The organism is Aeromonas sobria (assembly GCF_050266975.1).
Lineage (GTDB): Bacteria > Pseudomonadota > Gammaproteobacteria > Enterobacterales > Aeromonadaceae > Aeromonas > Aeromonas sobria_B.
The window spans coordinates 1-25,909 of sequence record NZ_JBKISU010000014.1 but is presented as its reverse complement, the minus strand read 5'-3'; the positions used below and the strand labels follow the sequence as shown (position 1 = coordinate 25,909).

General features: G+C 64.9%; 22 protein-coding genes. 17 read left to right on the top strand and 5 right to left on the bottom strand.

Annotated features, from left to right (window positions below):
- Positions 1 to 15: 15 nt before the first annotated feature.
- Positions 16 to 3,663, top strand: a complete 3,648-nt coding sequence (gene pulA / locus ACLHZ1_RS09770; RefSeq protein ID WP_427261925.1) for a pullulanase-type alpha-1,6-glucosidase — start codon at positions 16 to 18, stop codon at positions 3,661 to 3,663.
- Positions 3,664 to 3,863: 200 nt separating this feature from the next.
- Here the strand turns inward: pulA and ACLHZ1_RS09765 are convergent, their stop codons facing one another.
- On the bottom strand, positions 3,864 to 6,260 hold the full coding sequence (locus ACLHZ1_RS09765) for a zinc/cadmium/mercury/lead-transporting ATPase (RefSeq protein WP_427261924.1): 2,397 nt from the start codon (positions 6,258 to 6,260) through the stop codon (positions 3,864 to 3,866).
- A gap of 223 nt (positions 6,261 to 6,483) precedes the next feature.
- On the opposite strand from ACLHZ1_RS09765, the gene tpx reads away from it, so the two are divergent.
- A complete protein-coding gene (tpx, locus tag ACLHZ1_RS09760) occupies positions 6,484 to 6,984 on the top strand; it encodes a thiol peroxidase (RefSeq protein ID WP_394294830.1) in 501 nt (166 codons plus the stop codon).
- A gap of 188 nt (positions 6,985 to 7,172) precedes the next feature.
- The gene (locus ACLHZ1_RS09755; protein ID WP_427261923.1) at positions 7,173 to 8,390 is read left to right on the top strand and encodes a DEAD/DEAH box helicase; all 1,218 of its coding nucleotides are present in this window, start codon (positions 7,173 to 7,175) and stop codon (positions 8,388 to 8,390) included.
- A gap of 123 nt (positions 8,391 to 8,513) precedes the next feature.
- On the opposite strand, the gene ACLHZ1_RS09750 is transcribed toward ACLHZ1_RS09755, so the two are convergent.
- The 3 genes from ACLHZ1_RS09750 to ACLHZ1_RS09740 all read right to left on the bottom strand — a co-directional run bounded on the left by ACLHZ1_RS09750 (position 8,514) and on the right by ACLHZ1_RS09740 (position 10,245).
- A complete protein-coding gene (locus tag ACLHZ1_RS09750) occupies positions 8,514 to 9,137 on the bottom strand; it encodes a CPBP family intramembrane glutamic endopeptidase (protein WP_427261922.1) in 624 nt (207 codons plus the stop codon).
- Positions 9,138 to 9,530: 393 nt separating this feature from the next.
- On the bottom strand, positions 9,531 to 9,827 hold the full coding sequence (locus tag ACLHZ1_RS09745) for a hypothetical protein (RefSeq protein ID WP_025325671.1): 297 nt from the start codon (positions 9,825 to 9,827) through the stop codon (positions 9,531 to 9,533).
- A gap of 43 nt (positions 9,828 to 9,870) precedes the next feature.
- Entirely contained in the window at positions 9,871 to 10,245 is a 375-nt protein-coding gene (locus ACLHZ1_RS09740) for a YacL family protein (protein WP_427261921.1), read from the bottom strand.
- Positions 10,246 to 10,430: 185 nt separating this feature from the next.
- Between ACLHZ1_RS09740 and ACLHZ1_RS09735 the strand changes: the two genes are divergently transcribed.
- The 7 genes from ACLHZ1_RS09735 to ACLHZ1_RS09705 all read left to right on the top strand — a co-directional run bounded on the left by ACLHZ1_RS09735 (position 10,431) and on the right by ACLHZ1_RS09705 (position 17,901).
- Complete coding sequence (locus ACLHZ1_RS09735; RefSeq protein ID WP_427261920.1) at positions 10,431 to 11,546, top strand: sugar diacid recognition domain-containing protein; 1,116 nt, start codon at positions 10,431 to 10,433, stop codon at positions 11,544 to 11,546.
- A gap of 119 nt (positions 11,547 to 11,665) precedes the next feature.
- The gene (locus ACLHZ1_RS09730) at positions 11,666 to 12,928 is read left to right on the top strand and encodes a GntP family permease (RefSeq protein ID WP_427261919.1); all 1,263 of its coding nucleotides are present in this window, start codon (positions 11,666 to 11,668) and stop codon (positions 12,926 to 12,928) included.
- A gap of 9 nt (positions 12,929 to 12,937) precedes the next feature.
- Positions 12,938 to 14,071: a glycerate kinase gene (locus ACLHZ1_RS09725; RefSeq protein ID WP_427261918.1), complete on the top strand. Its 1,134-nt coding sequence runs from the start codon at positions 12,938 to 12,940 to the stop codon at positions 14,069 to 14,071.
- Positions 14,072 to 14,219: 148 nt separating this feature from the next.
- Positions 14,220 to 14,783 carry an NnrU family protein gene (locus ACLHZ1_RS09720; protein ID WP_427261917.1) on the top strand — a complete coding sequence of 188 codons (564 nt, stop codon included), beginning with the start codon at positions 14,220 to 14,222 and terminating at the stop codon, positions 14,781 to 14,783.
- Positions 14,784 to 14,839: 56 nt separating this feature from the next.
- Positions 14,840 to 15,376, top strand: a complete 537-nt coding sequence (locus tag ACLHZ1_RS09715; protein ID WP_427261916.1) for a glutathione peroxidase — start codon at positions 14,840 to 14,842, stop codon at positions 15,374 to 15,376.
- A gap of 211 nt (positions 15,377 to 15,587) precedes the next feature.
- The gene (locus ACLHZ1_RS09710) at positions 15,588 to 16,523 is read left to right on the top strand and encodes a LysR family transcriptional regulator (protein WP_427262003.1); all 936 of its coding nucleotides are present in this window, start codon (positions 15,588 to 15,590) and stop codon (positions 16,521 to 16,523) included.
- A gap of 181 nt (positions 16,524 to 16,704) precedes the next feature.
- Positions 16,705 to 17,901 carry a NupC/NupG family nucleoside CNT transporter gene (locus ACLHZ1_RS09705; RefSeq protein WP_427261915.1) on the top strand — a complete coding sequence of 399 codons (1,197 nt, stop codon included), beginning with the start codon at positions 16,705 to 16,707 and terminating at the stop codon, positions 17,899 to 17,901.
- Positions 17,902 to 18,181: 280 nt separating this feature from the next.
- On the opposite strand, the gene arfB is transcribed toward ACLHZ1_RS09705, so the two are convergent.
- On the bottom strand, positions 18,182 to 18,598 hold the full coding sequence (arfB, locus tag ACLHZ1_RS09700) for an alternative ribosome rescue aminoacyl-tRNA hydrolase ArfB (RefSeq protein WP_408793644.1): 417 nt from the start codon (positions 18,596 to 18,598) through the stop codon (positions 18,182 to 18,184).
- Between the two features lie 202 nt (positions 18,599 to 18,800).
- Between arfB and glnK the strand changes: the two genes are divergently transcribed.
- From glnK to ACLHZ1_RS09665, 7 genes are all read left to right on the top strand, one after another.
- Positions 18,801 to 19,139, top strand: a complete 339-nt coding sequence (glnK, locus tag ACLHZ1_RS09695; RefSeq protein WP_041995187.1) for a P-II family nitrogen regulator — start codon at positions 18,801 to 18,803, stop codon at positions 19,137 to 19,139.
- Positions 19,140 to 19,172: 33 nt separating this feature from the next.
- Positions 19,173 to 20,414 (top strand): ammonium transporter, encoded by a 1,242-nt coding sequence (locus tag ACLHZ1_RS09690; protein ID WP_427261914.1) that lies wholly within the window; start codon positions 19,173 to 19,175, stop codon positions 20,412 to 20,414.
- Positions 20,415 to 20,586: 172 nt separating this feature from the next.
- Positions 20,587 to 21,594 (top strand): Fe(3+) ABC transporter substrate-binding protein, encoded by a 1,008-nt coding sequence (locus ACLHZ1_RS09685; protein WP_427262002.1) that lies wholly within the window; start codon positions 20,587 to 20,589, stop codon positions 21,592 to 21,594.
- Between the two features lie 39 nt (positions 21,595 to 21,633).
- A complete protein-coding gene (locus ACLHZ1_RS09680; protein WP_427261913.1) occupies positions 21,634 to 23,259 on the top strand; it encodes an ABC transporter permease in 1,626 nt (541 codons plus the stop codon).
- A gap of 62 nt (positions 23,260 to 23,321) precedes the next feature.
- Entirely contained in the window at positions 23,322 to 24,353 is a 1,032-nt protein-coding gene (locus ACLHZ1_RS09675) for an ABC transporter ATP-binding protein (RefSeq protein WP_427261912.1), read from the top strand.
- A gap of 96 nt (positions 24,354 to 24,449) precedes the next feature.
- Positions 24,450 to 25,355, top strand: coding sequence for a Dyp-type peroxidase (locus ACLHZ1_RS09670; protein WP_408793651.1), 906 nt, complete (start codon positions 24,450 to 24,452; stop codon positions 25,353 to 25,355).
- A 135-nt stretch (positions 25,356 to 25,490) separates the two neighbouring features.
- The coding region (locus tag ACLHZ1_RS09665; protein ID WP_427261911.1) for a leucine zipper domain-containing protein at positions 25,491 to 25,909 on the top strand (419 nt) is incomplete at its 3' end.

The window sequence follows — 25,909 nt, the reverse complement described above, 5'->3', positions numbered from 1 at the left end:
GGGAATAATAAAAATATGGATATGAAGATGACCAAGGTGGCGCTGGTAGCGGCCTCACTGCTCGCCCTATTGTCCGGCTGCAACGGCAGCGGATCTGACGACAACGACAGCAGCGCCGATCCTGTGGCGCGTCTGCCACAGGTGGATCCGCCCAAGGAGTTGCTGGTGGCTGGCCCGAATGAAGCTGTCGTCGCCCTGGTGGATACCCAGACGGCGGCGGCGCGCGGGGCCACCGGCCCCTTCGCCAACCACAGCCTGCATCTGTGGAACAACGATGCCTGCAACGCGACCGCCGACAGCGGCCTCAATACCGGTTGGGATGACGGCAGCAAGACCCCGGCGGAGGCTGACAGTTTCGGCCCGGCCTGGGTGGTGCCGCTTTCCAAGATGGAGGGCTGCATCAACTTCATCGCGCGCAACGGTGATCTGGCCAATCTGACCGGCGCCGACATGAAGGTTATCTTCAGCGAGCACCCGGATCGCACCGTGGCCATCGTCGCGGGCAAGAACGAGATCTTCGGCAGCCGGGCCGAAGCCTTCACCGCCGCCTTCGGTGTGGCGGGGGCCAGCGCCCACCTCATCGACGACAACACCCTGATCTGGCAAGGGGGCAAGGACAAGCCCCATGTGCGCCTCTACTACACAGAGTCCGGCACCATCAGCGCCAATGGCGAAGGGGTATTCGACTTCCCCTACCTCAAGCTGACCCCGACCAGCCTGACGGCGGAGCAGCAGGCCAAGTACCCGCATCTCAAGGATGCAGCCGCCTTCGCCCTGCCATCGGGTAAAGACCTCAAACCCCTGCTCAAGGGGGAACTGGTGGCCATTGGCACCGATGCCGACGGCATCCTGCAGGGTGCCACCCTGGTGCAGAGCGCCGGTGCCCTCGATGCCCTCTACGCCGATGCCGCCACCCAGCTCGACTACGGCGCCATCATGGAGGGGGGCAACGTCACCTTCCGGCTCTGGGCGCCGACCGCCAAGTCGGTCAAGCTGGCGCTGTTCGACGAGCAGCACAAGCCTCTCGGCGAGCGCGCCATGGTGCTGGACGGCGCCAGTGGCAGCTGGAGCCTGCTGGGGGGCAGCGATCTCGTCGGCAAGTACTATCGCTATGCCATCGAGGTCTATCATCCGCTCAGCCGCAAGCTGGAATCCTACCAGGTGACCGACCCTTACTCCCTGAGCCTGGCGATGAACTCGGAGTTCAGCCAGGTGGTGGATCTCGACGATCCGGCCCTCAAACCCGAGGGCTGGGACGGCCTCAAGGCGCCCCACAGCCAGCAGAACCCCGCCGACATCGTCATCTATGAGGCCCATGTGCGAGACCTCACCGGCAATGACGAATCCACGCCCCCCGAGCACAGGGGCAAGTTCCTCGGGCTGACCGACAGCGACAGCGTACCCGTCACCCACCTCAAATCCCTGGCCAAGAGCGGCGTCAGCCACCTGCACCTGCTGCCCATCTTCGATATCGCCACCGTCAACGAGGATCCGGCCAAGGTGGCCAACATCGACGACGACTTCAGCAAGCTGTGCGAGGTCAATGCCGAGGTCAAGAACTCCAGGTTTGCCAGCCACTGCGGCGGCGGTGAGACCATTGCGGCGGTGCTGGAAGATCTGCAAGCCAGCGACAGCAAGGATAACCCTGTGGTGCAGGAGCTGTATGGCTATCTGCGCGGTGTGGACTCCTTCAACTGGGGTTATGACCCCTACCACTACACGGCACCGGAAGGCTCCTACGCTACCGACGCCGAGGGCAGCCAGCGCATCCTGGAGCTGCGCGAGATGGTCAAGGCCATCAAGCAGGACATCGGCATGAACCTGGTGATGGACGTGGTCTACAACCACACCAACGAGGCGGGTCTGGGTTCCAAGTCGGTGCTCGACAAGATAGTGCCCTGGTACTACCAGCGCCTCAATCCGGAGACGGGCGCGGTCGAGAACTCCACCTGCTGCTCCAACACGGCGCCCGAACACGCCATGTTCGCCAAGCTGATGGATGACTCCCTGGTGACCTGGGCGCGGGACTACAAGATAGATGCGTTCCGCTTTGATCTCATGGGTCACCACCCGAAAGATCAGATGGTGCAGGCCCTGGCCGCGGTGAAACAGGCCAACCCCGAGGTCTATTTCTACGGCGAGGGTTGGAACTTCGGCGAGGTGGAGAATGACAAGCGCTTCGTGCAGGCGACCCAGAAACACCTGGCCGGCACCGGCATCGGCTCCTTCTCCGATCGGCTGCGGGACGCGGTGCGCGGCGGCAGTCCGTTCGATGGCGGCGAAGCCATTCGCAAGACCCAGGGCTTTGGCAACGGCGCCCTGGTGGGTGCCAACGAGCTGGATGGCGTCGATCTCGCCACCGCCCTGCACCAGTCCGATCTGGTGCGCCTCGGCATGGCCGGCAACCTCAAGGAGTTCGTGCTGACCGACAAGGACGGCATCCCGAAGAAGGGCGCCGACATCGACTACAACGGCCAGGCCGCCGGTTATGCCCAGGATCCGGTCGAAGTGCAGAACTATGTCTCCAAGCATGACAACCAGACCCTGTTTGACATCAACGTCTACAAGGCACCGATGGGGGCCGACCTGGTGCGGATGCAGGGGGTGTCGCTCGCAACCGCCATGCTGGGGCAGGGCATTCCCTTCACCCATGCGGGCAGCGAGCTGCTGCGTTCCAAGTCCATGGAGCGGGACAGCTATGACTCCGGCGACTGGTACAACCGGGTCGATTACGGCTTGAGTGACAATAATTTCGACCAAGGGATGCCGCGCAAGGACAAGGATGGCGACAACTACCCGCTGATCGATCTGGTGCTCGGCAAGCACGCCCAGCCGGGGCCGGCCGAGATGGCGCAGATGGTGAGCTTCTACCAGGAACTGGCCGAGCTGCGTCAATCCTCCCGTCTGCTGCGTCTGGGCAGCGGGTCTGAGGTGATCAAGCGGGTCGATTTTCGCAATACCGGGCCGGATCAGACTCCGGGTCTCATCGTGATGAGCGTGGATGACGGTGTGGGGGCAGGCGCGGATCTGGATACGGCCATCGACGGCCTGGTGGTGATGATCAACGCCACCAATGCGCCCCAGCGCATCGGCGATTTCCGTGACGGCAAGGATCAGCCCATCGATCTCTCCGGCATGGTATTGAGCTCGGCCCATCGCGGGAGTGACAGCATCGCCAGTGGCGCCGCCGTGGATGGGGACCAGCTGACCCTGGGGGCCTGGTCTGCCGCCGTGTTCGTCAAGCCCCAGAGTGGCGCCCAGGGCGCGGGTCTGCCGGTGGGCAAGAAGACGGATCTCAGCACTGTGCCGCCGTTTGGCAACACGGCCGTCTATCTGAAGGGGCTGCTCGGCGAATGGGGCGAGGTCAATCAGATGCTCTTCACTGGCAACTTCATGTACGAGTTCACCGCCCAGGTGGCGGCGGATCAGCTGGGGAACACCGAGGTCAAGATTGCGGACGCCAGCTGGGGGCCGGTCAACTACGGCACCTGCAACGCCGGTGACAAGCTGGTGGTAGGCACGCCGCTGACCCTGTGCGCCGGTGGTTCAACCGGTAACGTCGGATTGGCGCTGGACAAGGCGGGCAGTTACCAGTTCGTCTTCACCGCCATGAGCAAGGACAAACCCACTCTGAGCGTCAGCTTCACCGCGCCTACCCCATAAGCAAGGCGATAGCGCCTCCGGGCTGGCTCGGCAGCCCGGGGTTGAATTCCACCTTGCCAAGGGTGGGATAACGCCGAGAGAGCAAGCAAAGCGCGACTGCCAACCGGCAGCCGCGCTTTTTTATTGCTGGTGCAGGGGAAGGGAAAGAGAAAGAGAGAAGCCGTCACCCGAGGTGACGGCTTTGTGTTGCTGGCTGAACCTCAGCGCCTGCGCAGCAGGCGCAGGGCGTTGGCCGTCACCAGGGCGGTGGCGCCGGTATCGGCCAGCACGGCAATCCACAGACCCGTGATGCCGAGCAGGCTGGTGACCAGGAAGATGGCTTTCAGCCCCAGCGCCAGGGCGATGTTCTGGTGGATATTGGCGAGCGCCGCGCGGGACAGCCGGATCATGGCGGCCAGGCCACCCAGCTGGTTGTGGGTCAGGGCCGCATCGGCGGTCTCGAGCGCCACGTCGGTGCCGCCTCCCATGGCGATGCCGATGCTGGCTCGCTTCATGGCGGGGGCGTCGTTGATGCCATCCCCTATCATGGCCACCTTCTGCTGTTCGGCCAGCTTGGCAATCTCTTCCACCTTGCCCTCAGGCAGCAGGCCGGCGCGCCACTCCATGCCGAGCTCGTTGGCGATCGCCTCGGCGGCGTTGGGGTTGTCCCCGGTCAGCATGATGCTGCTCAGTCCCAGCCCCTTGAGCTCCGCCAAGGCGGCTGCCGCTTCGGGCCGGATCTGATCCCGCAGGGCCAGCAGGGCAGCCGGCGCTGCGCCCGGCTGACCGAGCACCACCACCGTCTTGCCCTGGCGCTCCAAGGTGGCGACCTGGGCCCGTGTTGCGTCATCCAGAGTGGTGACCCGGCTCGGGGCCAGCAGTTGCCAGAGGGCGCCGTCGATGTGCCCCTCCACCCCCATGCCGGGCAGGGCGCGCAGATCCCGGGCCTTGGCCAGGGTCAGCCCCTGCTCGCTCGCGGCAGCCACCACGGCGCGGGCCAGGGGGTGGTGGGAACCCTGCTCTATGGCGGCTGCCAGGGCCAGCAGCGTGTCCTGTGGCCGGCCATCCAGGCTTGTCAGCTCGGTCAGTTGCGGTTGGCCCAGGGTCAGGGTGCCTGTCTTGTCAAAGGCGACGGTATCGATGTGGGCGAGGCGCTCCAGCGCGGCGCCCCCCTTGATCAATGCCCCTTGCCGGGTGGCCGACGCCAGGGCCGAGGTGACCGCCGCCGGGGTGGAGATCACCAGGGCGCAGGGGCAACCGATGAGCAGCAGCGCCAGGGCCCGGTAGATCCACTCGTCCCAGCCCTGGCCGAAGGCGAGCGGGGGCACCAGCATCACCAGCAGGGCGACCAGCATCATGGCCGGGGTGTACCAGCGGCTGAAGCGGTCGATGAAGCGCTCTATGGGGGCGCGCTGGCTCTCGGCCTCCTCGATGAGGTGCAGGATGCGGTCGATGGCATTGTTGCCGGGCTCTGAGACCACCTCGAGGCGCAGCACCCGATCCGCCGCCAGACTGCCGGCGGGCACCTTGTCCCCCTGGCGGCGCTCCACCGGGATGGACTCGCCGGTCAGGGCGCTCTCGTCAAAGGCCCCGAGCGGGTCGAGCAATCGGGCATCCGCGGCCAGCCGGGCGCCAGGGGCGATTTCGATGATGTCGCCCGGGCGCAGTGCATCGGCGGCCACCTCTTCCCGTATTTCACCTTCTGCTGTGGTACGAATGCGCAGCGCCTGGTCGGGCACCAGTGCCATCAGGGCGGTGACCCCGGCGCGGGCACGGCCGGCGGCGTAGGCCTCAAGCTGTTCCCCCAGCATGAAGAGCAGCAGCACCATGGCCGCCTCGGCGGTCTCCCCGAGGAAGAGGGCACCGAGCGCCGCCACCGTCATCAGGGTCTCGATGGCGAAGGGGGAGCCGCTTCTGGTCAATGCCCAGGCCTTGCGAGCGACGGGCCAGAGCCCCCAGAGTGTCGCCAGGGTAAAGAGCGGCTGGCCTAGCTGGCTCGGCAGCAGGGCGGCCACCAACATCAGGGCGGCGAGCGACAGGGGTTGCCCATACTTGCCAAACAAGTTGCCCAGTGTCGTCAGCCAGGGGCTGCGATGCTTGTCATCGGCGGCCTTGGCACTGGCCTCGCCCTTGAGCCGGAAGCCAGCGGCCAGCACGGCGGCGGTGACGGGGTCGGGGGAGAGGCCGGGGGCGAGATCCACCACCAGCTTCTCGGTGGCAAACAGCACGCGGGCCTGCTGCACGCCGGCCACCCGACCGACGGCCGTCTCTATCTTGCGGGCGCAGCTGGGGCAGTCCATGCCCAGCACCTGCCAGCTGTGGCGGCGACTGTCCCGGGTCGGGGAGGGCAGGGGACCGTCGGCCGCCTTTCCATGGGGGTGATGGTCATGGCCGTGAGGGTGAGCCGGCTCGGCGTCACGACCCCTGGGGGGGTCTTCATCCCGGGAGCCCTCGTCGCCCCCCTGCGCCTGGTGATCCTGGGGCGCCGGGCTGGCACAGTCACTGGCCTGGGCCTTGTTGTCACAGCAGTGGCTGTCATGCTCGTGCCGATGGGGGGCGGCCTTGTCGATGGCCTTGATGGGGGCGGCATGGGAATGGCTGCAGCAGGATTTGCTCATGATGAGTCCCTCTTGAGTGGATCCCGCCCCTGCGGGATCCCTTATGTCTGAGGCCAGTGTAAACCTTGGTGTTAAGTCCAAGGTCAAGCCCCTCTTTGCACCATCTCAGCGGGACGGGCGAGACAAGGCGGCAACAAATCCCTCTTGTTAGCGGGTGTTTGTCCCCCGCCGCTGGGCCTATACTGGGAACCCTGGATCCCCCATCGATAATCAAGGACCTAACATGAGCAATACCGTCACCCTGCAAGGCAACCCCGTCTCCGTCTCCGGCCATTTCCCCGTTGCCGGTGAGCAGGCCAAGCCCTTCTCCCTGGTTGCTGGCGATCTGTCCGATGCGACCCTGGCGACCTTCGCCGGAAAGCGCAAGATCCTGAACATCTTCCCGAGCGTCGATACCCCGACCTGCGCCACCTCAGTGCGCAAGTTCAACGAGCAGGCCAGCGCCCTGAACAACGCCGTGGTGCTGTGCATCTCCGCCGATCTGCCGTTCGCCCAGGCTCGTTTCTGCGGCGCCGAGGGTCTGGACAAGGTAGTGAACCTCTCCACCCTGCGTGGCGTCTCCTTCCTGCAGGACTACGGCGTGGCCTTCTCCTCCGGTCCCCTGGTGGGCCTGGCTGCCCGTGCCATCGTGGTGCTGGATGAAAACGACAAGGTGCTGCACAGCGAGCTGGTGGCCGAAGTGGCCGACGAGCCGAACTACGCCGCCGCCCTGGCCGCCCTGTAAGTTTCGTCTTGCCCTGATTGCCGACGGCCTGCTGATGCAGGCCGTTTTTATTGCGGGCGCCGTGGCCCTCAAGGTTGAGGTGATCAGACTCGCTGGCCCATATACCCCCACTTCTTCTCACCGGCCTTTTACTTATGGGGTCAGGCTGGCTAGACTTCGCCTCCCACTTCTTCCTGCCGCGTAGCCCCATGACCTTTGACGAACTCCACCTCGATCCCGCCCTGCTGGCCACCTTGCCTGCCGAATTGCACACCCCGACCCGCATCCAGCAGCTGGCCATTCCGGCGGCGCTGATGGGCCAGGATCTGCTGGCCCTGGCCCAGACCGGCAGCGGCAAGACCCTGGCCTTCGGCCTGCCGCTGTTACAGGGGCTGGATGGGGCCTCCGACCGGGTGCAGGGGCTGGTGTTGGTGCCGACCCGGGAGCTGGCGACCCAGGTGAGCGCCGCGCTGCTGGGCGGTGCCGAGGCGCTAGGGCTGCGTCTCCTGACCCTGTGCGGCGGCGTGGCCCAGGAGCAGCAAGAGGCCGCACTGGCCCTGGGGCCGCAACTGCTGGTGGCGACCCCGGGGCGGCTGCGGGACTTGCTGGCCCAGCGACGGCTGGGGTTCGGCAACCTGCGCGCCCTGGTGCTGGATGAGGCGGATCGCCTGCTGGAGATGGGCTTCTGGCCCGATATCCAGTGGCTGATGAACGCCATGCCGACCGATCGCCAGACCCTGCTGTTCTCCGCCACCCTGCCCCCCGAGCTCGAGACACTGGCCACAGATCTGCTGAAGGATCCGGTGCGCATCGAGGCAAATCCCCTCAACAGCCTGGTGAGCGAGATCGAGGAGCGGCTCCATCTGGTCAACAAGAGCAGCAAGGTGCCGGCGCTCATCAGCCTGCTCAAGGGGCAGGCCTGGCCCCAGGTGCTGGTGTTTATCAGCGCCAGGGACGATGCCGACGCCGTGGCCAGAAAGCTCGCCAAGGCGGGCATAGCGGTGGCGGCCCTGCACGGGGAGAAGGAACAAGGGGTGCGGGAGCAGGCGCTTGCCGATTTCAAGGCGGGCAAGGTGCGGGTGCTGGTGGCCACGGATCTGATGGCGCGCGGCATCCACGTGGAGGCGCTGCCCGTGGTGATCAACCTGGACTTGCCCGCCAATGCCCCCGTCTATGTGCATCGCATCGGCCGCACCGCCCGCGCCGGGCAGAGAGGCCTCGCCCTCTCCCTGGTCTGCCATGGGGAGGCCCAGACCCTCGCCGCCATCCGCACCCTGACCGGTCGCGCCCTGCCACTGGCCGAGCTTGAAGGCTTCCCGGTCACCGACCAGCCTGCGAGCGGAGAGGGCAAGCGCCCCCCGCGGGACAAGCAGGCGAATCGCCGCACCCAGGCCAAGCGCAGCGTCAAGCAGTTCAAGGGCAAGTAACCCAGGGCACTCCAAGCAGGTTTGCTCGGTGACCCGTCAGGCTGCGCGCGCCGCAGCCAGGCCAAGGGCCGCGTCATAGGGAGCAGGGGTCGCCATCAAGATAGGGGCAGAGGGCGCCGGGGATCAGCGGTTGGCCAGGGGGTAGGTGAACAGGGCCAGGTGGGCGAAGTTGAACAGGAAATGGAGGACGATGGCGACGGCGAGGCGGCCACTCAGCTGGAACGCCAGACCGTAGCAGGCCCCCGCCAGGGCGGCAAACAGCATCAGCAGCGGGCCACCGGCCAAGTGCGCGGCGCCAAACAGCAGGCTGGCGACCAGCACGCCGAGCCAGACCCGGCTGCGTGCCGCTATCCCCTGCTGGATCAGGCCGCGAAACAGCGCCTCTTCCGCCACGCAGGTGAACAGCAGGTTGTTGAACGCAAACAGCCACCACCAGTGGGGCAGCCCTGCTTCGGGCCTGAGGGCCTCCAGCTGCCAGGCTGTGATCAGCAGGGCCGCCAGCGGCAGTATGAGCAGGGCCAGCGGTCGCCAGCGCATAGTGCCACCCGGGCCGAGCAGGGCGGGCCAGGCCAGCACCAGGCCCACCAGGGTAAACAGCAGGGCCGGGGGCGTGATGCGCTCCAGCCAGAGGGCCAGCAGCAGGGATACCCCCAGCAGCATGAGGCCGGACAGGCGCTGGCGGGCGAGGCAGAGCAGCACGGCCAGCCCCAGGGCGCCCCAGATGAGAGTGTCGGGTAGTGGCAGCATTGAGTCTCCTTGTGCGAGGGGCGCACCTTAGCGATCCTTCGTCCCCGGCACAAGGCGGGAGGAACTGGTCGGATCCCTTTTCGCCTCTCGTCTGCTCCCGGCGGCGCGCGCCGGGCAATAAAAAGCCGGAGCTGAGGCTCCGGCTTTGGGATCGGGTCTGACTCGCGAGGAGCCTGGCGATGATATCGGCCCGTTTGCTGCCGACTCGCCCGGAGGCTTATCGACCGGACTCGGCGATGACCCGGGCGATGGTATCGATGCGCTTGCGGGCTGCCGGTTCGTCCAGGTGCTTATGGCCCGGAGGCTTATCGACCGGATTCGGCGATGACCCGGGCGATGGTATCGATGCGCTTGCAGGCTGCCGGTTCGTCCAGGTGCTTATGGCCCGGAGGCTTATCGGCCGGACTCGGCGATGACCCGGGCTATGATGTCGGCACGCTTGCTCGCTTCCAGCTCCCCCAGGGCGATGAGGCCGGCCTTGAAGATGACGTTCTTCGGCAGGCTGACATCGTCCAGGGTGGTGATGGCTTCGACGTGCAGGCCGTTGAGGCGGCTGGCATCGCGCGGGCTCAGGTTCACCTGGGTGTTCATCACCTGCTTGCCCTTCTTCTTGGCAGGCACGGCGGCTTTCTGGCTGGATTCCTGTTCTTCGTCTTCCGGCAGTTCGTCGTCAAAATCGTAAATGGACATGGTCAATCCTGTTGGTTGCGATGGGCACTGTGCCCGAAATGTGTCAGCCCATATCCTCGTTGCGGATAAAGGCACGCCAGGAGGTCAATACCTGGGCAAAGTCTTCCAGCCCGCACATGGCCAGCTGTTCATCATCGTAGTAGGCGAGATCGTTGAGATCCTCATCCAACGCTATGTTGAGCACGTTGGCCTTGACCTCGGCCTCTTCTACCGTCAGCAGCAGCGAATAGTCGCCCCCCAGCAGCCTGTACTCCGCCAGGCTGCGATTGGATAGCTGGTCGATGACACCGAACAGCTCGTCGAGCTTCTCCTCGTCCTTGCCCACCTCGTCGATCAGCCACTGGCCGATGGCCTCATGGCCCATGGAGAAGCGGGCGCGATAGCCACCGAAGGGATCGCGGCGAAATTCATAATCCATAGAGGTGTTCTCGCGGCTGGATGCCCGCTCGACAGGAGCGGGCTCCCCAGGGGACGGCGCGGATACCGATTCCGGCGTCACTTGGAGTAAAGTGGCCTATTCTAGCGATCCCCTCCTCGCTTGTCTTGATGATGTGACGCTCAGGGTGGCGAGGCGAACAGGGGGACGCGTCACAGGAGTCCAATGTGCAGCTCAATGAACAGCTCGCCAGGCAGATAGTGAGCCGGGCGATGAAGATACTGTCGTTCTCGGTCAACGTCATGGACGAACGGGGGCTTATCATCGCCTCCGGCAACCCGGAGCGGCTCCATCAGCGCCACGAGGGGGCCGTGCTGGCCCTGACCGAGAACCGGGTGGTGGAGATAAGCGAGGCCACCGCCCGGGAGCTCAAGGGGGTGAGACCCGGCATCAACCTGCCCATCGCCTATCAGGGGGAGTTGCTCGGGGTGATCGGCATCTCGGGGGATCCGGACATAGTGCGCGCCTACGCCGAGCTGGTGCGGATGACCGCCGAGCTCATCCTGGAGCAGGCGGCGCTCACCGAGCAGCTGCAATGGGACAAGCGCCACAAGGAGGAGCTGGTGTTGCAGCTCATCCGCGGCGAGGGGCGGGTGGATCGGCTGCAACAGGCGGCCCGCTTCCTCGGGCTGGACCTCGTCCAGCCCAGGGTGGTGGCCGTGCTGGCGCTGGAGGAGGCCGAGCCCGCCCGCCTGCGGGAGCTGGTGGAGCTGCTGGAAAATCCGCAGCGGGACAACCTGGTGGCCATCAACGGCCTGGACGAGATAGTGGTGCTCAAGCCGGCCCAGCTGGAGCAGGGAGTCTGGCAATCGTCCCAGGAGCGCAGCCGCATCCGGCAGCTGCTGGCCCGCATCCCCCACTTCAAGGTGCGTATCGGGGTGGGTGATTACTTCGCCGGGATCGAAGGGCTGGCGCTCTCCTACCAGACGGCGCGGGATACCCTGCGCCGTGGCATGGGCCAGGCGCCGCGCAAGCAGGTCTACTTCTTCGAGGATTACCGTCTGCCGGTGCTGCTCGGCAGCCTGGCGGACTCCTGGCAGGCGGATCAGCTGCGGGCGCCGCTGCAAAAACTGGCGCAGGCGGACAGCAAGGGGGTGCTGCAAAAGACGCTGCGCCACTATTTCTTGCAAGATTGTGATCTGCATCCCTGCGCCGAGGCGCTCTTCATCCACCCCAATACCCTGCGCTATCGACTGAGCCGGATAGAACAGATAACTGGGTTGTATTTCAACAAGTTAGACGACAAGTTCCTGCTCTATCTCGGGCTCAATCTCGGCGACTGATTTGTCTGTTCAGACAAAAAACCATCCTTTCACAGCTGTTTTTTTTGGCATTTATTACAAAGCTTTCCCGCGCCGGATCCCGATAATGGCGACCATCTTCACAGCTCAAGGTGCTCGTCATGATCCCGGTTACCGCCCTTGGTGCCCTCGCGGCACTCTCCATCGCCATCTTCCTCATCCTGAAGAAGGTCCCACCCGCCTACGGCATGATAGTCGGCGCCCTGGCCGGCGGCCTGATCGGCGGCGCCGATCTGACCCAGACCGTCGCCCTGATGATCGGCGGCGCCCAGGGGATCACCACGGCGGTGATGCGGATCCTGGCGGCCGGGGTGCTGGCGGGCGTCTTGATTGAATCGGGTGCCGCCACCACCATCGCCGAGACCATAGTCCGCAAACTCGGTGAGACCCGGGCCCTGCTGGCCCTGGCCCTGGCCACCCTGATCCTGACCGCGGTCGGCGTCTTCGTGGACGTGGCCGTCATCACGGTCGCCCCCATCGCGCTGGCCATCGCCCGGCGCGCCGATCTCTCCAAACCGGCCATATTGCTGGCCATGATAGGGGGCGGCAAGGCGGGCAACGTCATGTCTCCCAATCCCAACGCCATCGCGGCGGCGGACGCCTTCCACCTGCCCCTCACCTCGGTGATGGCGGCCGGCATCATCCCGGGCCTGTTCGGGCTGGTGATGGCCTACTGGCTCGCCAAGCGCCTCAACAGCCGGGGCAGCAAGGTGGCCGCCGACGAGGTGGTGAGCTTCAATGGCAGCAAGCTGCCGGGCTTTGCCGCCGCCATCAGCGCCCCCCTGGTGGCCATACTGCTGCTGGCCCTGCGCCCGGTGGCCGGCATAGTGGTGGACCCGCTCATCGCCCTGCCCCTCGGCGGCCTGGTTGGCGCCCTCATGATGGGCAAGTTTCGCAAGGTGAACCAGTTTGCGGTCTCGGGTCTGGCCCGCATGGCGCCGGTGGCCATCATGCTGCTGGGGACGGGCACCCTGGCGGGCATCATAGCGAACTCGGGTCTGAAGGATGTGCTCATCAGCGGCCTGACCGCCTCCGGTCTGCCCTCCTACCTGCTGGCCCCCATCTCGGGCGCCCTGATGTCGCTGGCCACCGCCTCGACCACGGCCGGTACCGTGGTGGCGTCCAACGTGTTTAGCACTACCCTGATGGAGCTGGGGGTGAGCGGTCTGGCGGGGGCCGCCATGATCCATGCCGGTGCCACCGTGTTCGACCACATGCCCCACGGCTCCTTCTTCCACGCCACCGGGGGCAGCGTCCACATGGGCGTCGGTGAGCGCCTCAAGCTGATCCCCTACGAAACCGCGGTCGGTCTGACCATTGCCGCCGTCTCCACCCTGATGTTTGGCGTGTTTGGTCTCGCCTGAGGAACTGATATGAACATTGTGATCGCCCCGGATTCATTCAAGGAGAGCCTGAGCGCCATGGCGGTGGCCGATGCCATCGAGGCCGGTTTCAGGCAGGTATTTCCCCATGCCACCTACGTCAAGCTGCCCATGGCCGATGGCGGCGAGGGGACGGTGCAGTCCCTGGTGGACGCCACCGGAGGACGCATCGTCACCGTCGAAGTGACGGCGCCCCTGGGGGAGCGGGTTGAGGGGTTCCTCGGCCTGCTGGGGGATGGCAAGCGCGCCGTCATCGAGATGGCGGCCGCCTCCGGCCTGCATCTGGTGGCGCCCGAGCGGCGCAATCCGCGGCTCACCTCCAGCATCGGCACCGGGGAGCTGATCCTGGCGGCCCTGGATCTGGGGGTGAACCACCTCATCCTCGGCATCGGCGGCAGCGCCACCAATGACGGCGGCGCCGGCATGATCCAGGCCCTCGGCGGCAAGCTCCTGAAAGCAGATGGTACCCCCATAGCACCGGGGGGCGCCGGTCTCGGCGAGCTCGCCACCATAGACCTGAGCGGGCTGGACTCCCGTCTGGCCGGGCTCACCATAGAGGTGGCCTGCGACGTGGACAATCCGCTGTGCGGCCCGAAAGGGGCCTCCGCCGTGTTCGGTCCCCAGAAGGGGGCGACTCCCGAGATGGTGGCCGAGCTGGATGCCAATCTGGCCCGCTACGCGGATTGCATCGAGCAGGCCCTGGGCCGCCAGGTGAAGGAGATCCCGGGCACCGGGGCCGCCGGTGGCATGGGGGCCGCCCTGGTCGGCCTGCTCGGCGCCGAACTCAAACCCGGCATCCAGATCGTCATCGAGGCGCTGAAGCTGGCCGAGGCGGTGGCCGGGGCGGATCTGGTGATTACCGGCGAGGGGCGCATCGACAGCCAGACCATCCACGGCAAGACCCCCATAGGGGTGGCCCGCTGCGCCAAGCGGTTCGGCAAGCCAGTGATCGGCATCGCCGGTTGCCTCACCGACGACTGCGGCCTGGTCCATGAGCACGGCATCGATGCGGTGTTCGCCGTGGTCAACCGGGCCATGTCCCTGCCCGAGGCCCTGGCCACCGCCAGCACCAATGTGCAACTCACGGCCCGCAATGTGGCGGCCCTCTACCGACTGGGCCTCTGATCCCGTCGTCACCCCGTGTGGCGTTTTCCAATACCGGCACCTGGCCGGTATTTTTTTCACCTCTGTTCTGCCCAGCGGGCCCAGTGGTTTCTGTAGGCCAGCGGGGCCGTTTGCGTCATAGTGATGGCCTGACGACGAGGAGGTGACCATGTTGATGCTGATCCTGGGAGTGCTGCTGTTCACGCTGGTACACCTCTACCCCTGCTTCGCCCGGGCCCATCGCGCCAGGCTCAGGGCGCGTCTGGGGGAGAACCGCTACAAGGGCTGTTTCTCCCTGCTGCTGCTGGTGGCCATCGCCCTCATCATCGCCGGCTGGCGCAGCCTCTATCCCATGCCGCTCTACTTCCTGCCCGCCTGGGGCCCCATGGCCGCCCAGGGCTTGATGCCGCTGGCCCTGATCCTCTTCTTCGCCGGCCAGGGGCCGAACCATTTTCGGCGCTGGTTGCGCCACCCCCAGCTGCTTGGGGTGCTGATCTGGAGTGGTGCCCACCTGCTGGTCAATGCCGAGGCCCGCTCCCTGGTGCTGTTCGGCGGCCTGGGCACCTGGGCGCTGGTGAGCATCATCTGGATATCGCTTCGTGACTGGGGCCAGGTAGCCAGACCCGAGGCGAACTGGCAGGGTACCTTGGTGACGCTGGCCCTGGGGTTGGCGGCCAGCGCCCTGCTCATCTTCTGGGGCCATGGCTGGCTGACCGGCATTGCGCTTTATTGAGAGTGAACCCGGCGGGCGCCGCGTATGACGGATAAACCGATAGAGGAGTGCTGGCGATGAAATGGAGTGCCCTGTGGTTGCTGTTGGGGAGCGGGATGGCATCCGCCGCCTGCCCCGACTATTTCAATGTGGAGATGCGGGAGCTCAATGGCACCCAGCGCCACAACCTCTGCCAGCTGACCGACGGCAAGGTGGTGCTGGTGGTCAATACCGCGTCCTATTGCGGCTACAGCGGCCAGTTCCGGGATCTGGAGCGGCTCTATCAGGACCACAAGGCGGAGGGGTTGATGGTGCTGGGCTTCCCCTCCAACGACTTCTGGCAGGAGGCTGATGACGAGAACAAGACCGCCGAGGTGTGTCGCCGGGATTACGGGGTCAGCTTTCCCATGTTCAACCGGGTGGCGGTACGTGGCGCCGATGCGGCGCCCCTGTTCAAGGGGCTGGCCGCCGCGGCCGACGGGGATGCCCCCAACTGGAACTTTCACAAGTACCTGGTGGGCCGTGATGGCGAGCTGATTGGCAGCTATGGCGCCAGACAGAGCCCGGCGGCCGATCCCTTGCTGCGGGAGCTCAAGGGGGCCCTCGGCCGCTAGCTAGCCATCAGGGTCGCTGGCAGGGCGTCCCGACCCTTCGCCATCACGGCTCAGGGGGCCTGGTAGTGAGTCCTGGGTGGTTAACCATGGCGGCATGGGGCAGGGCGCCCGCCCGCAAGGGGGACGCGGCCCTACCCCCGACCGGGCGGCTCTGGAATAATGGAGGCCCGCCCCCCAACCTGGTGACCCCGTGCTGCACCGATTGCCGCAGATGTTGATCTTCGATGCCCTGGTTCGCGAGCAGGGCATCTCCGCCGCCGCCAGGCGCCTTGGCGTCTCCAAGTCCCATATCAGCAAGCAGCTGGCCCAGCTCGAGGCCGATCTCGGTGCCCAGCTGGTGCAGCGCACCACCCGCCGCTTCGCCCTGACCGAGCTGGGCCAGGAGTATGCCCGCCACTGCCGGGCCTTGGTGGCGGTAGCCCTGGAGGCAGAATCCATGGTGGCGGACAGGCGCGGCAAGGTGAGCGGCGTGCTCCACCTCGGGGTAGGCCAGTCTTTTGGTCGCCTGCACGTGATCCCGCGGCTCAAGGCGTTTCAGCAGCGCTACCCCGAGCTGGAGCTGGAAGTTTCCCTGTTCGACCACAGGACCAACCTGGTGGATGAGGGGCTGGATCTCTGGATCACCACCTATGAGGACAAGCCAGAGGGGCTGATAGGGCAGCGCCTGGCCGACATCGGCTTCGTGCTGGTGGCCTCGCCCGATTATCTGCTCGGCCACGGCACCCCGCTGACCCCCAAGGATCTGCTGCACCACAACTGCATCACCTATCAGAGCCGGGAGCGGCGCTACCACGAGTGGCACTTTCGCAAGGGAAAGGAGCGCCAGAGCGTGCAGGTGGCGGGCAACTATCGGGTCGATCTGGCGGAGGCGGTGCGCGACGCCGCCCTGGCCGGGCTGGGGGTGGCCTATATCGCCAACTACCTGCTGGACAAGGAGCTGCAATCGGGCGCCCTGATCCCCCTGCTGCCGGACTGGCGCCCGAGCCAGAAGATGGCGGTGCACGCCGTCTATGCCAGGCGCGAACACCTGGATCCCAAGATCCGTCTGTTCATCGATTTTCTCAAGGAGGGGTTTGGCCAGGAGCCCTATTGGGCGCGGCGGCTCGCCCCCTGGGTCGGGGGGAAATTGTCCGGTGTGGAGGAATAATCGTTTCCATCAAGAAACGATGGTTTTCGCCTGATACCAAAATCGAGCCAAATCAGGCAGTTGGCGAAACCCGCGTGGAGCAAACGTTTTTGCTAACAGGGCTGTAACGCAGGCGCACTTGCCGGGCCGGGCAGGGGCGCGCAGAATCCGCGCCCATCGAAAATCCCTGATGGAGTCCCCCATGATCGCCTTGCTCGGCATGCTCTGTATCCTGGCGCTCGCCGCCCTCTGCTCCGATAACCGTCGTCGTATTCCCTTGAGAACAGTGGGTGGCGCCCTCTGCCTGCAGGTGATTTTTGCCGCCCTGGTGCTCTGGTTGCCGGCCGGGCAGCGGGTGCTCAACGCCGTCAGCGAGAGCGTGAGCAATGTCATCGGTTACGGTCAGGAGGGGATCGCCTTCCTGTTCGGGGATCTCGCCAAGTTCAAGCTGGGCTTCATCTTTGCGTTCAACGTGCTGCCCGTCATCATCTTCTTCTCCGCCGTCATCGCCATCCTCTACCACATCGGTCTGATGCCGCGGATCATCGCCCTGCTGGGCGGCGGCCTGCAACGGTTGCTGAGAACGGGCCGCGCCGAGAGCCTCTCCGCCACCGCCAACATCTTCGTCGGCATGGTGGAGGCCCCCCTGGTGGTCAAACCCTATCTCGCCAAGATGTCCGACTCCCAGTTCTTCGCGGTGATGAGCTGCGGCCTGGCCTCGGTCGCAGGTGGCACCCTGGTGGGCTACGCCAGCCTGGGGGTGGAGCTGAAATACCTGATTGCAGCGGCCTTCATGTCGGCGCCTGCGGGTCTGGCCATGGCCAAGATCCTGGTGCCCCCGGCCGAGCATGAGCAGGATCACCATCAGGACGTGGAGATCCCCCGTGCCACCAACGTGATCGAGGCGGCGGCCGACGGCGCCATGGCCGGTCTCAATATCGCGGTCGCCGTGGGGGCCACCCTGCTGGCCTTCGTCGGGGTGATCGCCCTGCTCAACGGCCTGCTCGGCTGGGGTGGCGCTCTGTTTGGCTGGGAGCTGAGCTTCCAGATCATCCTGGGCTGGCTGTTTGCCCCCGTCTCCTGGCTCATCGGTGTGCCCTGGGATCAGGCCCAGGCGGCTGGCGCCCTGATTGGCACCAAGGTGGTCATCAACGAATTCGTCGCCTTCATCGCCCTGGTGCAGGATCAGACCCTGAGCACCTCGAGCAAGGCAATCGTCACCTTCGCCCTGTGCGGCTTCGCCAACATCTCCTCCATGGCGATCCTGATCGGTGGCCTGGGCGCCATGGTGCCGGAGCGCAAGGCCTTCATCTCTCGCTACGGCATGCGAGCCATCTTGGCAGGGGTGCTCGCCAACCTGATGAGCGCCGCGCTGGCAGGCTTGTTCCTCGCCCTCTGATTGACCCCTGAAGCTAGCACCTTCCGGTCATGGCCCGCCTCGGCGGGCCTTTTTTATGGCCGCCTCCCGGGGCGCTGGCGGCGGACACAAAAAAAGCGCCTCTGGGGAGGCGCGGGAAAACAGATCGGAAGCGTCACATGGGTGCACCTGCATGGTGGTACGCCACCAGGTACGTCCGCATCATGCCAGCGGCTTCCTGAAGCCCTTCTGAGAAGCCCCTTCATCCTGTGTTCATTCTCCCTGCTCTTGTCATGGGTACCCGGCCTCGGGCCGAACCGCCTCACTCCAGGTTTATCTTGCCGCGCCCGGACTTGATGTCCCCCTTGCGTTTCTTGGCTTCGACCCGTCTGCGCTGGGAGCCCTTGGTCGGCTTGGTGGGGCGCCGCGTCTTGGGGCGCCATGCCGCCTTGGTCAGCAGTTCGACCAGCCGGTTCATGGCCTCCTTGCGGTTCATGTCCTGGCTGCGATGGGTCTCGACCCGGATCAGGATGAAGCCGTCGTGGACCCGGCTGTCGCTGAGCTTGTCCAGGCCCTCCTTGTAGAGGTCCGGCAGGCTGGGGGAGTGGCGGTAATCGAAGCGCAGCCAGACGGCGGAATCCGTCTTGTTGACATGCTGCCCCCCGGCACCCTGGGCGCGCATGGCCTGGAATTGCAGCTCGTGCCAGGGCAGGGTCACGCTGTTGGAGATGACTAGCATGGGGTCACTGAACCAAGTTGGTGCATTTTTTAACCTTGTTTAAGGATGGTGCCTCATTGTGGGGCGCTCTGCTCTCCCTTGGGGAGCCTGGCCGGAGGCTGTGACAGGGGAACGAGTTATCTGTATGAAAAATAACACTAAAAATTGTTGGCACAAGAATTGATTGCCCTATATCGACACACCATGGATTGGGAGCAACCAGATGAAACTGATTACTGCGATTATCAAGCCCTTCAAGTTGGACGATGTTCGTGAAGCCATTGCCAACCTCGGGGTCGAGGGGTTGACCGTCTCCGAGGTCAAGGGGTTTGGCCGCCAGAAGGGACACACCGAATTGTACCGTGGCGCCGAGTATCAGGTCGACTTTCTGCCCAAGGTCAAGCTGGAGATAGCCACCATAGCCGACAACGTGGAGAGCGTGATCGAAGCAATCTGCAAGGCCGCCTACACCGGCAAGATAGGTGACGGCAAAATTTTCGTATACGACCTGCAGCAGGCGGTGCGGATCCGTACCGGTGAAACCGACGCCGAAGCGCTGTAAGCAACCAAGATAGAGAGCTGGTAGGAGAGAATCATGGAAGAGTTAGCCAAGAGTGTCAGTGAGCTGCGGTTTGCGCTGGACACCTTTTATCTGTTGATGTCCGGTGTGCTGGTCATGTGGATGACCGCCGGTTTCGCCATGCTGGAAGCGGGTCTGGTGCGCGCCAAGAACACCACAGAGATCCTGACCAAGAACATTTTGCTGTATACCATCGCCTGCGTCATGTACCTGCTGATCGGCTACAACATCATGTACGTCGACAACGGCGCCGGCGGCTGGCTGCCGAGCTTCGGCACCCTGATCGGCACCCAGGCCGAAGATGCCAGCCACTCGCTCGAGTCTGACTTCTTCTTCCAGGTGGTGTTCGTGGCGACCGCGACCTCCATCGTCTCCGGCGCCGTCGCCGAGCGGATGAAGCTGTGGTCCTTCCTGCTGTTCTGCGTGGTGATGACGGGTGTCATCTACCCGGTCGAGGGTTACTGGACCTGGGGTGGCGGCTTCCTGAAAGAGGCGGGCTTCTCCGACTTCGCCGGCTCCGGCATAGTGCACCTCGCCGGTGCCGCCGCCGCCCTGGCCGCCGTGCTGATCCTGGGTGCGCGCCGTGGCAAATATGGCAAGAACGGCGAGATCTACCCGATCCCTGGCTCCAACCTGCCCCTGGCGACCCTGGGCACCCTGATCCTGTGGATGGGTTGGTTCGGCTTCAACGGCGGCTCCCAGCTGATGCTGTCCGATGCGGCCAACGCCACCGCCATCGGTGCCGTCTTCGTCAACACCAATGCCGCCGCCGCGACCGGCGCCCTCGGCGCCCTGCTGGTGACCAAGCTGACCTGGGGCAAGGCCGACCTGACCATGGTATTGAACGGCGCCCTGGCTGGCCTGGTGGCCATCACGGCCGACCCCGCCTCCCCGAGCCCGCTGTTCGCGAGCCTGATCGGTGTGCTGGCCGGTGTGCTGGTGGTCTATGCCATCGTCTGCTTCGACAAGGTCAAGATCGATGATCCGGTCGGTGCCCTCTCGGTACACGGTGTCTGCGGCTTCTTCGGCCTGATGGTCGTGCCCTTCAGCAACGAGGCGACCACCTTCGGAGCCCAGCTGCTCGGCGCCGCGGTTATCTTCGGTTGGGTCTTCCTTGCCTCCCTGCTGGTGTGGGGAGTGCTGAAGGCGACCCTGGGTGTCCGGGTGAGCGAAGAGGAAGAGATGATGGGTGTGGACATGCACGAATGCGGTGTGGATGCCTACCCCGAATTCGTGACGGTCAAAGCCAGCCACTGATAACGAAGGCTGTCATGCAGGGCCGGATGGGATTCCATCCGGCCCTTTTTATTCATCGTGGAGTAAATATGTGAGCCAGCGCAAGGGATCGTCTTGCGATGGGGCAAGCTGCTGGGGCAGAATGCAAACAACAATAGTTCTCACTCTATCCACTCAAGGGATTGACTCCATGATGAAGAAGACTCTGTTGGCCATGGCCTTTACCGCCATCTCCACGCCGGCTGCCCTGGCCGCACAGCAGGTGAATGTTTACTCGAGCCGTCAGGATGAGCTGATCAAACCCATCATCCAGCAGTTCGAGCAGGAGTCGGGGATCAAGGTCAACGTGGTGTTCGCCAAAGAGGGCCTCAACGAGCGGCTGGAGCGCGAGGGCAAACTCTCACCGGCCGACCTGATGCTGACCGTCGACATCAGCCGCCTGACCGATCTGGTCGACAAGGGCCTGGTGCAGCCTGTGGACAGCAAGCTGCTGCAGGAGAACATCCCGGCCGCCTACCGTGATCCGGACAACCAGTGGTTCGCCCTGACCACCCGGGTGCGCGCCATCTACTCCAGCAAGGAGCGTCTGGGCAAGCTCGACACCATCAGCTACGAAGATCTGGCCAAGCCTGAATTCAAAGGGAAAATTTGTACACGCAGCGGCAAGCACGAGTACAATGTCGCCCTGGTCTCCTCCATGATCGCCCATCACGGCATGGCGGACGCCAAGACCTGGCTGGAAGGGGTCAAGGCCAACCTGGCGCGCAAGCCCCAGGGGAACGATCGGGATCAGGTCAAGGCGATCAAGGATGGCATCTGCGATATCTCCCTCGGCAACAGCTACTACCTGGGTGCCATGTTGAAGGATCCGGCGCAGCAGTCCTGGGCCGACGCGGTCGAGATCAACTTCCCGAACCAGACCAATCGCGGCGCCCATGTCAACGTGAGCGGCGTGGCCATGACCAAGTACGCCAAGAACAAGGCAGAAGCCCAGAAGCTGATGGAGTTCCTGGCCGGCGACAAGGCGCAGCACATGTACGCGGATGTGAATGCCGAATACCCGGTCAAGCCCGGCGTCGAGCCGTCCGCCATGGTCAAGTCCTGGGGCGATTTCAAGGTCGATGCCCTGCCGGTCAGCGATTATGCCAAGCACCGCAAGGATGCCCTGGCGCTGCTCGACGAAGTCCAGTTCGATCTGTAATCCGATGGGGCCAGGTGCCCCATCCATTTTTGTGGACTCATGAAACGATTTGGTTGGATAGCCAGCGGTTGGGCCTGCGCCCTGCTGCTGGTTTTGCCCGTTCTGGCACTGCTGTTTTCCGCGCTCTCGGCGGATGGGGATCTGTTCGCCCATCTGGCCGATACCGTGCTCTCCACCTACTTCATCAATACCCTGTTGCTGGTGCTGGGGGTCGTCCTGCTCAGCCTGCTGTTCGGGGTGCCCACCGCCTGGCTGGTCGCCATGTGCCAGGTGCCGGGTCGCCGCGCCCTGCAGTGGGCGCTGATGCTGCCCATGGCCATGCCCTCCTACATAGTGGCCTATGTCTACACCGACTTGTTTGATTACTCAGGCCCGGTGCAGGCCAGCCTGCGAGCCCTGCTTGACTGGCAGAGCCCGGCGGATTACTGGTTCCCGGCCATCCGCTCCCTCGGCGGCGCCGCCTGGGTATTGGCCCTGGTGCTGTTTCCCTATGTCTACCTGTTGGCACGGGCCTCCTTCCTGGAGCAGTCGGTCAGCCTGATCCAGTCGAGCCGCCTGCTGGGGTGCAGCCCTTGGCAGAGTTTTCGCCGCCTCAGCCTGCCCCTGGCTCGCCCCGCCATCATGGTGGGCGTCTCCCTGGTGGCCATGGAGACGCTGGCGGATTTTGCGACCGTGCACTTCTTTGCCATCAACACCCTGACCACCGCCGTCTATGACACCTGGCTCGGCTATGGCAGCCTGGCCACGGCGGCCAAGCTTTCCTGTCTGATGCTGCTGGCGGTGGTCTTGCTGATCGCGCTGGAGCGGCGCTCCCGGGCCCGTCAGCAGGTGTTCCAGAAGTCCATGGGCTTCGAGCAGCCGCTGCGTTATCCCCTCGGGGGCATGGGGCGCTGGCTGGCCGGGTGCTGGTGCTGGGGCCTGGTCGTGGCGGGCTTCATACTGCCGTTCGCCATCCTGCTCGATTACGGGGTGCGCTATTTCGGCCTCTCATGGACGCCGGAGTTTGTCCGCTTCGCCGGCAACAGCCTGATCATCGCCACCCTGACCGCCCTGCTGGCCATGGGGGTGGCCCTGCTGCTCGGCTTCTTCCGCCGTCTCGATGGCGGGATCAAGAGCCTGATCCCCCTGCGCCTCGCCGCCCTGGGCTATGCCATGCCGGGTACCGTGCTCGCCATCGGCGTGCTGGTACCGCTCACGGCCCTCGATTTTGCCATCAATGATCTGGCCGAGTGGCTGGGGAGACAGGGGCCCGGCCTGCTGCTGACCGGCACCCTCACCGCCATCGTCTTCGGCTATCTGGTGCGCTTCGTGGCGATTGCCATCGGCTCGGTGGAGAGCAGCCTTGGCAAGATCTCCCCCAGCCTCGACATGGCGGCCCGCTCCCTGGGGCAGGGGGCGGGTGGCATGCTCAGGCGGGTGCACCTGCCCCTGGTGCGGCGCGGCCTGTTTGCCGGCGCCATGCTGGTGTTCATCGAATCCATGAAGGAGTTGCCCGCCGCCCTGCTGCTGCGGCCATTCAACTTCGAGACCCTGGCCACCCATGTCTACCAGTTCGTGTCGGACGAGATGCTCGAACGGGGTGCCCTCGGCGCCATCGTCATCGTGCTGGTCGGTCTGGTGCCCCTGATCTGGGTCAACCGCAGCCTGGATGGCAAGGGCCATTGAGCCCGCTTTACATCTGGCGGCCCGGCCCAGAGCCGGCCCCAAGGAACGAGAGGATATGAGCCGTGTCTTGTTTGCAGATTGAGGGCGTCAGTTGCCGTTACAACGGGCGCAATGTGCTGGAGCAGCTCTCCCTGTCGGTGGCCGACAACGAGATCGTCTGCCTGCTGGGGGCGAGCGGCTGCGGCAAGACCACGCTGCTCAAGGCCATCGCCGGCCTGCTGCCTCTGGCAGAGGGTCGCATTCTGCTCGGCGATCAGTTGCTCGACGGCCCCGGGGTGACCATGGCGCCGGAGGCCAGGGGCATTGGCATGATCTTCCAGGACTATGCCCTCTTCCCCCATCTGACGGTGGCCGAGAACATCGGCTTTGGCCTGGAGGGGCAGGGCCGGCGCGAGCGCCGCGAGGCGGTGGAGGCGTCCCTCAACCTGGTCAACCTGCAGGGGCTGGGGGATCGCTATCCCCATCAGCTCTCCGGTGGCCAGCAGCAGCGGGTCGCCATCGCCCGCGCCCTGGTGTGCAAGCCCAGGTTGATGCTGCTGGACGAACCCTTCTCCAATATCGATACCCAGGTGAGGATGAAGCTCATCCTGGAGATCCGCGCCCTGCTCAAGGGGCAGGGGATAGGGGCCGTCTTCGTCAGCCACAGCAAGGAGGAGGCATTTGCCTTCGCCGATCGGCTGGCGCTGTTTCGTGCCGGCCAGATCGAGCAGGTGGGGGAGCCGGAGCGTCTCTATCGCCGTCCCGAGAACCGCTTCGTGGCCGAGTTCCTCGGTGGGGTCAACTATCTGGACGCCGAGGTGGTGGACGCGTGGAGCCTGAGCACGGCCATCGGTACCATACGTGGCAGCGAGCCCCATGGCCGCCCCTTGGGCGCCCGGCTGCAGCTGATGCTCAGGCCCCAGCAGTTGCAGCTCAGTGGGGACGAGGCGGGGCCGCTCACCCTGGTGGAGCAGCAGTTCCTCGGCCATCACTGCCGGGTGCAGCTGGCCTGTGGCGCACAGCTCCTGGAGGCCAGCATCAGCGAGCCCCTGACCCGGGGGCGCGCCCGGGTGCAGGTGGAGCCGCATCCTCTGGTGCTGTTCGACCCCTTATGAGGGGCGGGCCCTGCGCCATGTCAAGGATCCAGCCAGTCATTGCTTTATAATCGGGCGCCTCTATGATCGACCGATGCTCACACATGGGAGAGATGAATGAACGCCCAAGCCGGGATCTGCGCAGAGCCTAACCTGCATGCCCTCTATCTGATGTTCAACCGGGTCGGCGACCGCGCCGAGCTGGTCCGCCGCCTCGCCAAGGTGCCTACCCTGTGGCAGTCCGTCAGCGCCGATTTTCCCGACGCAGGCTTCTCCGGCCTGCTGGCGGTCGGCTCCGAAGCCTGGGACAGCCTCTACCCGCTGGCGCGTCCGCCCCAGTTTCGCGGCTTCATGGCCCAGGAGGCCAATGGCCAGCAGGCGCCCCATACCCCCTTCGATCTGTTCGTGCAGCTGCGGGCGGATCGGGTCGACGTACTGCACCATGCCGGCCAGCGGCTGATGGCCCTGCTCGGCGGTCTGGTGGAACTGGCGGAGGAGATGCGCGGTTTTCGCAACCAGGATTGCCGGGATCTGACCGGCTTCGTCGACGGCACCGAGAATCCCCAGGGTGAACACAGGGCCGAGGTGGCGCTGGTGGATGGCGGTGAGTTTGCGGGGGGCTCCTACGTCCACGTCCAGCGCTGGGTGCATGCCATGAGCGAATGGGAGCGACTGGCGCAGAAGGAGCAGGAGGACATCATAGGTCGCACCAAGCAGGACAACATCGAGTACGAGTCCGCCGACAAGCCGCTGACCTCCCACATCAAGCGGGTCAACCTCAAGACCCCCAAGGGCGAGTCCATGGAGATACTGCGCCAGAGCATGCCCTGGGGCACCATGAAGGAGCAGGGGCTCTACTTCATCTCCTGCTGCCGCACCCAGGCGCACTTCAATGCCATGCTGGCCAGCATGTACAAGGGGGAGGGCGGCCACTTCGACCACCTGCTGCGCTTCACCAAGGCGGTGACGGGCGCAGCCTTCTTCGCCCCCTCGACTGACTTCCTGCAACGCCAGGGGCAGTGAGGCCTCGCCAAACAGGGGCGAGCAGGAGTGAAAACAAAGATCCCGGCCTAGGTGTGATCTCTCTGTAGGTTGTTCACTCGGGGCATTCCCGCAGAATTGGAGGCGCCAACCAAACCAATCATCCGAGGTGCCCGAGTGAACAACCATAAAAATGCCCGATTAACCCTCTTTGGTCGACAGCTTCTTGTCCGGCGTATCCTTCAACAGGGCCTGCGTGTGGAAGAGGCCGCTCACGCTGCCGGGGTCAGTACCCGAACCGCTTACAAGTGGCTCAATCGATATCGTCAGGAGGGGCCTGATGGCTTGCACAATCGCTCTTCTCGCCCCGCATCCTGCCCCCATGCCATCGATGACCAGCGGCAACAGAGGATTATCGAGCTGCGCAAGCAGCGACAGACCTATCGGCACATCAGCCAATCCTTGGGGGTGGGGCACAGTTCAGTCGCCCGTATCCTGCAACGAAGGGGACTTAATCGACTGGCTAACCTGGAGCCTGCTGCTCCGGTACAACGCTATGAATATGAAAAACCGGGTGATTTGCTGCATTTGGACAT

Coding starts and splice junctions, on each gene's coding strand:
- pulA (WP_427261925.1), top strand. CDS start 16: ATGGATATGAAGATGACCAAGGTGGCGCTGGTAGCGGCCTCACTGCTC.
- ACLHZ1_RS09765 (WP_427261924.1), bottom strand. CDS start 6,260: ATGAGCAAATCCTGCTGCAGCCATTCCCATGCCGCCCCCATCAAGGCC.
- tpx (WP_394294830.1), top strand. CDS start 6,484: ATGAGCAATACCGTCACCCTGCAAGGCAACCCCGTCTCCGTCTCCGGC.
- ACLHZ1_RS09755 (WP_427261923.1), top strand. CDS start 7,173: ATGACCTTTGACGAACTCCACCTCGATCCCGCCCTGCTGGCCACCTTG.
- ACLHZ1_RS09750 (WP_427261922.1), bottom strand. CDS start 9,137: ATGCTGCCACTACCCGACACTCTCATCTGGGGCGCCCTGGGGCTGGCC.
- ACLHZ1_RS09745 (WP_025325671.1), bottom strand. CDS start 9,827: ATGTCCATTTACGATTTTGACGACGAACTGCCGGAAGACGAAGAACAG.
- ACLHZ1_RS09740 (WP_427261921.1), bottom strand. CDS start 10,245: ATGGATTATGAATTTCGCCGCGATCCCTTCGGTGGCTATCGCGCCCGC.
- ACLHZ1_RS09730 (WP_427261919.1), top strand. CDS start 11,666: ATGATCCCGGTTACCGCCCTTGGTGCCCTCGCGGCACTCTCCATCGCC.
- ACLHZ1_RS09725 (WP_427261918.1), top strand. CDS start 12,938: ATGAACATTGTGATCGCCCCGGATTCATTCAAGGAGAGCCTGAGCGCC.
- ACLHZ1_RS09720 (WP_427261917.1), top strand. CDS start 14,220: ATGTTGATGCTGATCCTGGGAGTGCTGCTGTTCACGCTGGTACACCTC.
- ACLHZ1_RS09715 (WP_427261916.1), top strand. CDS start 14,840: ATGAAATGGAGTGCCCTGTGGTTGCTGTTGGGGAGCGGGATGGCATCC.
- ACLHZ1_RS09710 (WP_427262003.1), top strand. CDS start 15,588: ATGTTGATCTTCGATGCCCTGGTTCGCGAGCAGGGCATCTCCGCCGCC.
- ACLHZ1_RS09705 (WP_427261915.1), top strand. CDS start 16,705: ATGATCGCCTTGCTCGGCATGCTCTGTATCCTGGCGCTCGCCGCCCTC.
- arfB (WP_408793644.1), bottom strand. CDS start 18,598: ATGCTAGTCATCTCCAACAGCGTGACCCTGCCCTGGCACGAGCTGCAA.
- glnK (WP_041995187.1), top strand. CDS start 18,801: ATGAAACTGATTACTGCGATTATCAAGCCCTTCAAGTTGGACGATGTT.
- ACLHZ1_RS09690 (WP_427261914.1), top strand. CDS start 19,173: ATGGAAGAGTTAGCCAAGAGTGTCAGTGAGCTGCGGTTTGCGCTGGAC.
- ACLHZ1_RS09685 (WP_427262002.1), top strand. CDS start 20,587: ATGAAGAAGACTCTGTTGGCCATGGCCTTTACCGCCATCTCCACGCCG.
- ACLHZ1_RS09680 (WP_427261913.1), top strand. CDS start 21,634: ATGAAACGATTTGGTTGGATAGCCAGCGGTTGGGCCTGCGCCCTGCTG.
- ACLHZ1_RS09670 (WP_408793651.1), top strand. CDS start 24,450: ATGAACGCCCAAGCCGGGATCTGCGCAGAGCCTAACCTGCATGCCCTC.